Source organism: Xanthomonas hortorum, assembly GCF_011305375.1.
GTDB lineage: Bacteria > Pseudomonadota > Gammaproteobacteria > Xanthomonadales > Xanthomonadaceae > Xanthomonas > Xanthomonas hortorum_E.
Genome location: NZ_VCME01000010.1, coordinates 39,008 through 50,462 on the forward strand (window position 1 = coordinate 39,008; position 11,455 = coordinate 50,462).

An 11,455-nucleotide genomic window follows, 5' to 3' on the forward strand; every position below is an offset into this window, starting at 1 on the left:
GCGGCGTGCGCCCCACAGGAGGTTTGTCATGCCACGTTTTCCCGACCAGTTGCTGTATATCGGCGGCCGTTATGTTCCCGCCCGCGGCGGCCACACCTTCGAGGTCATCAATCCTGCCACCGGCGAAGTGCTGGCCAATGTGCACAACGCCGGCGCCGACGATCTGGACGCGGCGGTGGATAGCGCCAAGGCCGGCCAACAGCAATGGGCCGCGCTGACCACGGTGGAGCGCTCGCGCATCCTGCTGCGCGCGGTGGCGTTGCTGCGCGAGCGCAACGACGCACTGGCCGAACTGGAAACCCTCAACACCGGCAAGCCGCTGAGCGAAACCCGCAGCGTGGACATCGTCACCGGCGCAGATGTGCTGGAGTACTACGCAGGCGTGGCGCACGCGCTGCAGGGCGTGCAGGTGCCATTGCGCGAAGGCAGCTTCTTCTACACGCGCCACGAGCCACTGGGCGTGGTGGGCGCGATCGGCGCGTGGAATTACCCGATCCAGATCGCACTGTGGAAGGCCGCGCCTGCGCTGGCGGCCGGCAATGCAATGATCTTCAAACCCAGCGAAGTGACGCCACTGACCGCACTCAAGCTGGCCGAAATTTTTACCGAAGCCGGCCTGCCCGATGGCGTGTTCAACGTGCTGCCCGGCGACGGCGCCAGCGTGGGCACCGCGCTGACCGAACATCCGCAGATCGAAAAGATCAGCTTCACCGGCGGCACCGCGACCGGACGCAAGGTGATGGCAAGTGCATCGAGTTCGTCGTTGAAAGACGTGACCATGGAACTGGGCGGCAAGTCGCCGCTGATCGTCTGCGCCGATGCCGATCTGGACCTGGCTGCCGACATCGCCATGATGGCCAACTTCTACAGCTCCGGGCAGGTGTGCACCAATGGCACGCGCGTGTTCGTACCGCGCGCACTGCGCAACGCCTTCGAAGCGCGGCTGCTGGCACGCGTGCAACGCATCCAGATCGGCGACCCGCTGGACGCGCGCACCACCTTCGGCCCGATGGTCAGCGCCGCGCACATGCAGCGCGTGCTCGACTACATCGAACAGGGCAAGGCCGAAGGCGCGCGCCTGCTGTGCGGTGGGCAGCGTCTGCGCGATGGTGCGCTGGCACAAGGCTGCTACGTGGCACCGACCATCTTCAGCGATTGCACCGACGTGATGACCATCGTGCGCGAAGAAATCTTCGGGCCGGTCTTGAGCCTGCTCACCTACGACGACGAGGACGAAGCGATCGCACGCGCCAATGCCACCACGTACGGCCTGGCCGCAGGCGTGGTGACGCCGGATCTTGCACGCGCGCATCGTCTGATTCATCGCCTGGAAGCGGGCATCTGCTGGATCAACACCTGGGGCGAATCGCCGGCACCGATGCCGGTAGGTGGCTACAAGCAATCCGGTGTGGGCCGCGAGAACGGGCTGGCCACCTTGCAGGCCTACACGCGTACCAAGTCTGTCCAGGTCGAACTGGAACGCTACGCGTCGGTGTTTTGAGCGGCTGACACCACCTGGCAGGCAGTCGCCAGCGCCATCGGCGATATGCACAAACCGCAGCGCGCGGGCAGTGCTGCCGTTTCGGGCACAGGCATCGCTGACCCACTGCGCAATCGTTTTGAAAGCCGCTTCAAGCCGGCGCCGCAACAGGAGAACCCCATGCAACGCGAATACGACTACATCATCATCGGCGCCGGCTCGGCAGGTAACGTGCTGGCCGCGCGCCTGACCGAAGACCCGGGCGTCAGCGTGTTGCTGCTGGAGGCCGGCGGGCCCGATTATCGGCTGGATTTCCGCACCCAGATGCCGGCCGCACTCGCCTTCCCGCTGCAGGGACGCCGCTATAACTGGGCCTATGAAACCGAGCCGGAGCCGCATATGGACAACCGGCGCATGGAGTGCGGCCGCGGCAAAGGGCTGGGCGGGTCGTCGTTGATCAATGGCATGTGCTATATCCGCGGCAATGCCCTGGATTTCGACCACTGGGCCAAGCGGCCGGGCCTGGAAGACTGGAGCTACCGCGATGTATTGCCGTACTTCCGCAAAGCCGAGACGCGCGACATCGGCGCCAACGATTATCACGGCGGCGAAGGCCCGGTCAGCGTGGCCACGCCGAAGAACGACAACAACGTGCTGTTCCAGGCCATGGTCGATGCCGGCGTGCAGGCTGGTTATCCGCGCACCGACGATCTCAACGGCTATCAGCAGGAAGGCTTCGGGCCGATGGACCGCACGGTGACGCCGCAGGGGCGTCGCGCAAGTACGGCGCGCGGCTATCTGGACATGGCACGTCCGCGCGATGGCTTGCACATCGTCACCCATGCCACCACCGATCGCATCCTGTTTGCCGGCAAGCGCGCCATTGGCGTGCACTACTTGGTCGGCAACAGCAGCGAAGGCATCGACGCGCGTGCACGCCGCGAAGTGCTGGTGTGCGCAGGCGCAATCGCCTCGCCGCAGCTGCTGCAACGCTCCGGCGTCGGCGCACCTGATTTGCTGCGTGCGCTCGACGTGCAACTGGTGCACGACCTGCCCGGCGTTGGCCAGAACCTGCAGGATCACCTCGAGGTCTACATCCAGTACGCCTGCACCAAGCCGGTGTCGTTGTATCCGGCATTGCAGTGGTGGAACCAGCCGGCGATCGGTGCGGAGTGGTTGTTCGCCGGCACCGGCACCGGTGCGAGCAATCAGTTCGAGGCCGGCGGCTTCATTCGCACGCGCGAGGAATTCGACTGGCCCAACATCCAGTACCACTTCCTACCGGTGGCGATCAATTACAACGGCAGCAATGCGGTGAAAGAACACGGTTTCCAGGCGCATGTGGGCTCGATGCGCACGCCCAGCCGTGGACGCGTGCATGCCAAGTCGCGCGACCCGCGCCAGCATCCGTCGATCCTGTTCAACTACCAATCCACCGATCAGGATTGGCAGGAATTTCGCGATGCCATCCGCATCACCCGCGAGATCATCGCCCAGCCTGCACTGGACGCTTACCGCGGCCGCGAGATCAGCCCGAGTGCGGACTGCAAGACCGATGCCGAACTCGACGCCTTCGTGCGTGCGCGCGCAGAAACCGCCTATCACCCCTCCTGCTCCTGCGCGATGGGCACCGACGATATGGCGGTGGTCGATGGACAGGGCCGCGTGCACGGCATGGAAGGTCTGCGCGTGATCGATGCCTCGATCATGCCGCGCATCATCACTGGCAACCTCAACGCCACCACCATCATGATCGCCGAAAAGATCGCCGACCGTATGCGTGGCCGCACGCCATTGCCACGCAGTACGGCGGACTACTACGTGGCAGGCGATGCACCTGTGCGTGGGTGATCTGTTGATCGTTAAAGAGCGCGATCGGTTGCCTTAGGTCGAGGGTGCGGTGCACTCACCGCTCGCGGGACACGCCGTGAATCCGTCCGTGGAGGCTCGGTGGCGGCATCCATGCCGCCACACGGTCCCGCAATCGGCGAGGACACCGCATCAGACAGTGTGCTGATTGTTTTACTGAAAGCCATGCACACCGACCATCTCGACTGGCCCTTGCCCGCCCACCGTCGCGGGACCTTCCGGTAAGAGCCTACACGGATGTACTTGCGGCGTGTCCCGCGACGGTGGGCGGGCAAGGGCCCTGCAGCCAAGCCGCAGATCATCCGCTCTACACGTGATCTACCCACACTGTCCGATCATTTCGAAACGACGGAAATTTCGACTCGTCGCGCAGTTTGGGTGTATCAAAAGCCCAAGTCGAAAGCTTGGGTCGTCGAGGGCGCGGTGCCCTCACCGCTCGCGGGACACGCCGCAAGTACGTCCGTGTAGGCTCGGTGGCGGCATCCATGCCGCCACACGGTCCCGCAATCGGTGAGGACACCGCACCAGACAGTTTGCTGATTGCTTGAAAAACATGCACACCGACTATCTCGACGGGCCCTTGCCCACCCACCGTCGCGGGACCTTACTTGGCATGGATGCCGCGTAAGAGCCTACACGGACGTACTTGCGGCGTGTCCCGCGATGGTGGGCGGGCAAGGGCCCTACAGCCAAGCCACAGATCAGCCGCTCTCCGCTTTACGACCGTCCGACCTGATGGACTAAAACTTCAAATCCACACGCGCATACCAGAAGCGCCCACCGGGAATATCGTAAGTGGATGCGTCATAGCCGTTGAGGGAGCACGACAGGCAGAGCGGCGGATCCTTGTCGAACACGTTGTTCAAACCGGCCGTGAGTTGCAGCCCCTTGAGCCAATCGACCCGATAGCCCACTTGCGCATCGTGGTACGTGATCGCATCCAGCCGATTGGTGCCCACGGCAGGATCGGAACACACTGAGAATTCCACCGCATCGCCGCATTGCTCGGTGAGTTTGGAAATGTGGCGCGCCGTCCATGATGCCGTCCAATTGCCTAGCGACCAATCCAGCACCGCGTTGCTGGTCCACTCGGGAATCGCACTGTCCACCACCTCGATGCCTGGCCCCTGCGGCTGCCGTTGCCCCGCCGCACCAAGCGCCTCGTAACGGCCCACGAAGGTGTTCTGCCACGACAACTTGAAGCGGCCCAAGCCAGTTTCCGGCAGCGTCCAGAACAGATCCACATCCCAACCGTCGGTCTTGATCGAACCCAGATTGGTCAACCGATTGTTGAATGCATTGATGCCCCCGGTGGATGCACGCGTGATGCCGTTGCAGTACAGCGCATCCAACGTATCCACGCACAGATCCAGCTGCGTCTGCGCATTGATCGCCTGGATCGCCCCATCCACATGATGGCGATAGAAGGTCATCTCCAGATCGAGCCGATCCGACCAGCTCGCATTGCTCGCAAAGCCCGGGCTGAACACGAAGCCGGCACTGAAACTGCGTGAGCGCTCAGGATCTAACTGCTCGTTGCCCCCCGTGGTGACCGAAATCTGCTGATTGGCCTGTTGATAGCCCACCGGTGCACCGAGCGCAGCGCAGTTGGCAGCACTGCCACGCGGCGCGGTGCCGCCCAACCCGATCGAACACGGATCCGACAACTGCAAATCCGCACGCGCCGCCGAACCGAACAACTCGCCGATGGTCGGCGCACGGAAGCCTTCTGCATAGCTGGTGCGCAACACCAACTCGTCGGTGACTTGCCAACGCAGGCCGTACTTGGGCGTGAACTCGCCGCCGAAGGTGGAGTAATCCGAATAGCGGCCGGCAATATTCAAATCGAGTTTGTCGCCCAACGACGAATTGGCGAAGATCGGGATATTGAGTTCGAGATAGGCCTCGTTGACGTCGTAACTGCCCGAGGTCGGCAGCGATGGCACACCGTTGTAGCGGCCGGCCACGGTGAGCGGATCGGGCTGATACGAACCCTCGTACTTGCGGTATTCGTAACCGGTGGCGAACGACACCGCACCGCCGGGCAACTGGAACAACTCGCTGCTGAGGTTGGCGGTGAACAGGCTCAATTCGTTCTGGCTGCGATCGCGCACCACCGGCTGGATCCAGCGCAACATCTCCGGCGTGATGCTGCCGGCACCGCTGAAGATATCCAATGGCACGCAGCCGGCCACTGCCGCACAGGCGGCCGGATCGCCCAACCCCAGATTGATGTTGAACAGGTTGTAGCTACCGTGGTTGGTCTGCTCGGCCTTGTTCTTGCTGTACATGCCGTTGACGTCCCAGAACCACGTGCGCGCCGCGCCTTCGAAGGTGCCGACCAGGCCGGTGCCGAAGTATTGCGTATCGACCTGCTGCTCGAACCGACGCGCCCCGCCTTCCACCGGGCGGCGACCGATCTGGATCAGGTTGGTGGCCGAGTTCAACTCGAAGCCGAACGGATTGAACGGATTCAGCGCCGAAATCACGATGTTGTCGGCCAGCGGATTGCCGGTGCCGGCATCGGGGCCGAGAAAGATCGGCTCGGGTGCGGCCTGGTTGGTCGACTCGCGCCGGTTGCCCAATGCTTTGACATACCACTGCACATCGTCGTTGAAGTAATAGCGAAATTGCGCAAACACGCCCTTACGCTCGGACGGCGTCAGCAGCAGATTCTGCTCGGCGAAGTTGTAGCGGTCAGCGGTGCCGAAACAGTGGTAATCGTCGCTGCGTGTACACCCCGCACTGCCATCGTATTGCGGCGTGCCGACGCCGGCATTGGGTGTGAGGTTCTGACGCACACCGGTGTTGGGGTCGACGAACTGAAAGCGCCCATCCGGCGTTGCCGAGCTGGCGAAGGTCAGCCCGGTGCCCGGAATCGGAAAGCGTGCCTGCGCGCGGTCGCGTGCATAGATCGGGTCCTGCTTGACGTAGCTGGCACCCAGAAACAGGCTGAAATCCTCGCCGCTGGTGCCCCAGGCCAGGTCCATGCCCTGGTTGGCGCCATCGCCCTTGCCGTACTGCCCGTAGTTGAGCGTGACCTGCGCACCGTCGAAACTGCGCCGGGTGATGATGTTGACCACACCGGCAATCGCATCCGAACCGTACAGCGACGAGGCGCCGTCTTCGAGCACTTCGATGCGCTCCACGATCGCCAGCGGAATGGTGTTGAGATCGGTCGACGACCCCACGCCGGAGGCCGAAGATTCGTTGACCCAGCGAATGCCATCCACCAGCACCAGCACGCGCTTGGACCCGAGATGGCGCAGATCCACCTGCGCCGAGCCTGCGCCCACGCCGCCACCATCGGGCGGAAAGCCGAAATTGCCGGACGAGTTGAACTTGGCATTGAGCGCCGAGCCGGACGCGGTGAGTTCCTGCAGCACCTCGCCAATGGAGGTCAGGCCGGTGCGTTCGATGTCGGCACGGTTGAGCGTCTGGATCGGCACCTGGCCCTGCAGTTCGGCGGTTTTGATACGCGTGCCGGTGACCTGCACGCTGTCGAGCGTGCGCGTGCTCGGGGCGGCCTCGGGCTGTTGCGCCCAGGCGAGTGTGGGAATCAGACACAACGACAACTGCACGGCCAGGCATGACCGATGAGGGCCAATCAGACGCTTCATCCGTTCTCTCTCCAGAAGGATTTCGAGTATCCGCACGCCCCCGTGCCCTGCGGTCCGCCCCAACTTTTAAACGAAACCTTAACGCGCCGCAAGCTGGCAGTGCGGCACTGCCCAGCAGGTCGCAGTGGCCGCCGTCGCGCGCGCACGAACGCGAGCGTGCGATGACGCGTTCCCTCACGCGCTACGCCTGCACGCTGAGATGTGTGCGTTCGAAACGCTGCAACGCGTATTCACTCAAGCGCTCATGCGTGCTTCGGTATCATCGCGCAATGACTTATGCCCCCCGTCTTGCCACTGTTTTCGTCGGCCTGCTGTGCCTTGGCAGCACTGCACTGCATGCCCAAAGCCTGGACCCGCAACTCACCGCCATGCGCGATGCCATCGCCGCTGCAGAGCGCGGTCAATCCGATGCTGGTCAACTCAGTGCGTTGAGTCGCCACCCGCTGTATGGCTGGCTGGAATTCGCCACGCTCAAGCGCAGCATCGACAGCGTTTCCAATGCGCAGGCGCAGGGGTTTCTGCAGCGCTACGCGGGCCAACCGGTGGCGGAGAGCTTCCGCAGCACCTGGCTGCCGGCCGTAGCGCGTCGCCAGGACTGGACCACGCTGCTGGCCAACTGGAAATCCACCGACAACCTCGGCCTACGCTGCGCACAGCTCACCGCGCGTCAGGCCACCGGCAAGGCCGATGCGCAATGGAGCCGCGATGCGCTCACGCTATGGCGTAACGGCAAGGCGCTGCCCGATGCCTGCGATCCGGTGGTCGCCGGGCTGGAGTCGCGGGGTGAGCTCACTCCGGCGCTGCGCTGGGAGCGCGTGGAAGCGGCGGCCGATGCACAACTGCCAGCGGTGATGCGCACCGCCGCGCGCGGCTTGCCGGCGGCTGATCTGGCACTGGCCACCGATTACGCCGCCTTTCTGGACAAGGTCCACCCGCGTGCACTGGGTTGGCCCAAGACCGAGCGCAGCCGTGGCATCGCTGTCGATGGGCTGGCCAAGTTGGCCAAGAGCGACCCGGACGCGGCCGAGCAACAGCTGCCGCAACTGGCCACCGCACTCGGCTTCAGCGAGGCGCAGCGCGGCCAGGTGCTGTACCAGATCGCGTTGTGGACAGTGGCCTCGTACTTGCCGGATTCGGCGCGCCGCCTCAACGCAGTGCCCGATGCCTCGTACGACGAACGCCTGCACGAATGGCGCGCGCGTGAGGCGATGTCGCGTGGCGACTGGCCGGCTGCATTGGCCGCGATCCGCAAGATGTCCGCCACCCAGCGCAGCGATTCGCGCTGGCAGTATTTCGAAGCGCGCCTGGCCGAGAAGACCGGCGCTGCCGCGGCCGCACAGCCGCTGTATCGCGCGGCCGCGCAATCGCCGACCTTCCACGGCTTCCTGGCCGCCGATCGCCTGCAGCAGCCATATCGGCTGTGTCCGTGGGAACCCAAGGACAACCCGCAGGCCAAGGCGGCCGTTGCGCGCGATCCGGCATTGATCCGCGCAATCGCCTTGTTCCAGATCGACCGCCCTGGTTGGGCCGTGGCCGAGTGGAACGATGCCGCCACCCGCTTCGACGACACCCAACGCCGTCTGGCGGTGCAGGTGGCCAGCGAGAATGGCTGGTTCGATCGCGCGGTATTTGCGCTGGGCAAGCAGCCGGACGAACAACGGCTGTATTCGCTGCGCTTTCCGTTGTATCACGATGAGAGCATCCGCCGCGAAGCCGCCAAGAACGCGATCGACCCGGCCTGGGTGGCAGCAGAAATTCGTGCCGAAAGCATCTTCAATCCACGCGCCCGCTCGCCTGCCAACGCGATGGGCCTGATGCAGGTATTGCCGGGCACTGGCGCCGCCGTGGCCAAGGGCATCGCCCTGCCCGGTTACGCAGGCGCCACCAGCCTGTACGAGCCGGACACCAATATCGCCATCGGCACCGCCTACCTGCGCCAGTTGCTCAACACTTACGGCCTGCCCTACCTCACCATCGCCGCCTACAACGCCGGCCCGGGCCCGACCGGGCGCTGGCAATCGCAGCGGCCCAACTTCGAGCCGGACTTCTGGATCGAAACCATCAGCTACAAGGAAACCCGCGAGTACGTGGCGCGCGTGCTGGCCTTCAGCGTGATCTACGACTGGCAACTCAACGGCGACATGCTACCGCTGAGCGATCGTTTGATGGGCAAGCTGGTGGACAAGCGCTTGAAGCCGGTGTGCACGCCGGGCCAGACCGCCAACAACGCGGCGCAGGACTGAGCTCCAGTTAGCCGACGAGCACGGCTACCGGACGAGGTGATCTTGCTTGTGTCCTTGCCCATGTTCGCTTCGGCCAAGTTGCGAATCAGACAATCTTCGCTGACGACTGTTGTATCAACATCCTCTAACGCTTCAAGGCAACCGAGGGTCGTTGCATAGGTTAGGTGCAGTCAAAAGCTGAGTCGGTCGAGGGCGCGGTGCCCTCGCCGCTTGCGGGACACGCCGTGAATCCGTCCCTGGAGGCTCGGTGGCGGCATCCATGCCGCCACACGGTCCCGCAATCGGCGAGGACACCGCACCAGAAAGTTGGTCGGTGGTCGGGTCAAAACCTGGCTATCGCTACGTCTGCCTTGGGACGCTGAAAAGGTTGTAGGTCACTTGTTGAAAGCCCGCTTGTTTCTCCGCTTGTCTTGGGAAGCTGATTGAGCGCGCCGTTAACTAGACGCCACACTTCATGCATTGCTTGCACCTCGCACACCGACCATCTCGACTGGTCCTTGCCCGCCTACCGTCGCGGGACGGATGCCGCGTAAGAGCCTACACGGACGTACTTGCGGCGTGTCCCGCGACGGTAGGCGGGCAAGGATCCTGCAGCCAAGCCAAAGATCAGCCGCTCTCCGCTCTACGACTGATCTATCCGCACCGACCAACCGCTGCTATACGCTGAGATTTATGTGTTGGCATCACTTGACCACCCAAGCCTAGCCAGACGCCGACCATAATCAGTTCGCGTTGTTTCGACTCGCGCACCGCATCGGGCATCATGTAGCGATGAAGATCTATCTCGTTGGCGGCGCAGTCCGCGATGCCCTGCTTGGCCAGCCTGCTGGCGACCGCGACTGGGTCGTGGTCGGTGCCGATCAGGCGCAGATGGAAAGCCTGGGCTTCAAACCGGTGGGGAAGGATTTCCCGGTATTTCTGCATCCGCGTAGCGGTGAGGAATATGCGTTGGCGCGTACCGAGCGCAAGTCCGGGCGTGGCTATCGCGGCTTCGTGGTGGATGCCGACCCGTCGGTGACGCTCGAAGAAGACCTGCTGCGCCGCGACTTCACCATCAATGCGATCGCGCGCGACGAAGACACTGGCGAGCTATTCGATCCCTACGGCGGCGCGCGCGATCTGCAAGCACGCGTGCTGCGTCATGTAGGCCCGGCGTTCGTCGAAGACCCCGTGCGCGTCTTGCGCGCCGCGCGCTTCATGGCACGACTGGCACCGTTGGGTTTCACTATCGCGCCAGAGACCGCCGTATTGATGCGCGAAATGGCCGCCAGCGGCGAACTCGACAGCCTGGTGCCCGAACGCGTGTGGCAGGAGTTGCGTCGCGTACTGGCAAGCGCACAGCCCTCTGCATTTTTGCGCACCCTGCACGACACCGATGCACTGCGCGTCATCCTGCCGCAAATCGACGCGCTGTACGGCGTACCGCAACGCGCCGAGTTTCATCCTGAAGTGGATACCGGCATCCACCAGGAAATGGTCAGCGACATGGCCGCGCGGCTAGCGCCGGGCGATGCGCTGGTGGGCTTTGCCGCGCTCACCCACGATCTGGGCAAGGCACTCACACCACCCGACGAATGGCCACGCCACATCATGCACGAGCAACGCGGCGTCGCCCCGCTGCAGGCACTGTGCGAACGCCTCAAGGTGCCACAGGAGTATCGCCAGCTCGCCGTCACCGCCTGCCGCGAACACTTGAACGTGCATCGCCTGGCCGAACTACGCGACCGCACCGTGCACGAGCTGCTGATGCGCTGCGATGCGTTCCGCCGACCGGTACGCATCGCACAGCTCGCCCTGGTCTGCGAAGCCGACAAGCGTGGCCGACTGGGCAGCGAAAACGCAGCCTATCCGCAGGGCGAAGAACTCAAGCGCTTGCATGCTGCTGCGCTCGCAATCAACGCACGCGACCTGGCTGCAGAAGGTTTGCAAGGCCCGCAGATCGGTGAGGCATTGGCGAAGGCACGGATTGCCGCGATTGCGGCTGCGCGCGTTTTAAAGCGCGTGGAGTAAGAAGCCGCTGCTTGTTGGGGGAGCGGCGCTGTGCCGGTGGATCGGTGAGCTAGGCCAGCATCATTCGTGAAAGCCACCTCGCGCCCAGGTGCGCTCCTACGCGGCTGATTGCACCGCGTGAGACGCATGAATTGCCAGGCGCAACGCTCTGCGCGACGCGAAGAAGCGCAGTATTTGCAGGAAGCACACCGGGCGCGCAGTGGCATGAGCATCGATGCCGGCCACGCGCCCGT

At 63.9% G+C, this 11,455-nt stretch carries 5 protein-coding genes; 4 read left to right on the forward strand and 1 reads right to left on the reverse strand.

Features of this window, described 5'->3' with window-relative positions:
• Positions 1-28: 28 nt before the first annotated feature.
• Entirely contained in the window at positions 29-1,501 is a 1,473-nt protein-coding gene (gene betB / locus FFY45_RS10930) for a betaine-aldehyde dehydrogenase (RefSeq protein ID WP_176340448.1), read from the forward strand.
• A 159-nt stretch (positions 1,502-1,660) separates the two neighbouring features.
• Positions 1,661-3,331 (forward strand): choline dehydrogenase, encoded by a 1,671-nt coding sequence (gene betA, locus FFY45_RS10935; protein ID WP_023903500.1) that lies wholly within the window; start codon positions 1,661-1,663, stop codon positions 3,329-3,331.
• Positions 3,332-4,089: 758 nt separating this feature from the next.
• Here betA and FFY45_RS10940 read toward each other — a convergent pair.
• Positions 4,090-6,969, reverse strand: coding sequence for a TonB-dependent receptor (locus tag FFY45_RS10940; RefSeq protein WP_176340449.1), 2,880 nt, complete (start codon positions 6,967-6,969; stop codon positions 4,090-4,092).
• Between the two features lie 269 nt (positions 6,970-7,238).
• Here FFY45_RS10940 and FFY45_RS10945 point away from each other — a divergent pair, with 269 nt between their 5' ends.
• Positions 7,239-9,212 carry a transglycosylase SLT domain-containing protein gene (locus FFY45_RS10945; RefSeq protein ID WP_176340450.1) on the forward strand — a complete coding sequence of 658 codons (1,974 nt, stop codon included), beginning with the start codon at positions 7,239-7,241 and terminating at the stop codon, positions 9,210-9,212.
• A 771-nt stretch (positions 9,213-9,983) separates the two neighbouring features.
• Entirely contained in the window at positions 9,984-11,222 is a 1,239-nt protein-coding gene (locus FFY45_RS10950; protein ID WP_176340451.1) for a multifunctional CCA addition/repair protein, read from the forward strand.
• Positions 11,223-11,455: the final 233 nt, after the last annotated feature.